Genomic DNA, 637 nt, shown 5'->3' with positions numbered 1-637 from the left:
GGATAGAGGTTAAAAATATGGAGCAGCTTATTTTGGATATCATTGAATATTTAAAGCAATTTTCTTATTTGGGGGTTATTGCAGCTCTAACATTTGAGTTTATTCCAGCCGAAATCGTTTTACCGCTTGTTGGCTACTGGGTGTATGAAGGAGATATGAATTTTTGGTTAGCGGTATTGGCTGGAACAATTGGGGGAACGACAGGACCATTAACTTTGTATGCACTTGGTTATTATGGAGGTCGCCCATTGTTAATGAAATATGGAAAATACTTTTTCATAAAAGAAGAACAGATTCAAAAAGCGGATCATTTCTTTGAGAAATATGGACCCGTTGTGGCTTTTGCTGGACGATTTATCCCTGGAATTCGGACGCTTATTTCAGTTCCGTGCGGTATGGCGAAAATGAATATTTGGCAATTTAGTATATATACATTTATGGCAATGCTACCATTAACGGCGTTATACATATATGTAGGAATGAAGTTAGGGCCTCACTGGAAAAAAGCGGGCGAAGTTCTTGAACCGTATATGTTGCCGATATTAGGAATCGTTTGTTTTGCTGTGATCGGGATTGTAATCTATAAGATTATGAAAAAAAGAAATAAAACGGAGTCTGTATAAATACAAGTTAAAAA

At 36.6% G+C, this 637-nt stretch carries 1 protein-coding gene; it reads left to right on the top strand.

Translation table 11 applies throughout. From position 1 onward, the window contains the following. Positions 1-17: 17 nt before the first annotated feature. The gene (locus V7183_RS02005; protein ID WP_335358547.1) at positions 18-623 is read left to right on the top strand and encodes a DedA family protein; all 606 of its coding nucleotides are present in this window, start codon (positions 18-20) and stop codon (positions 621-623) included. The last annotated feature ends 14 nt before the right edge of the window (positions 624-637 follow it).

Origin of the sequence: Bacillus sp. JJ1127, assembly GCF_036965845.1 — a bacterium.
In the GTDB taxonomy this organism is placed as follows: domain Bacteria; phylum Bacillota; class Bacilli; order Bacillales; family Bacillaceae_G; genus Bacillus_A.
Note: the sequence above shows the minus strand (reverse complement) of the source record. Positions and strands in the feature narration are given on the sequence as shown.

What these genes read in the sequence shown, in the direction of transcription:
- V7183_RS02005 (WP_335358547.1), top strand. Translation starts at nt 18, where the DNA reads ATGGAGCAGCTTATTTTGGATATCATTGAATATTTAAAGCAATTTTCT.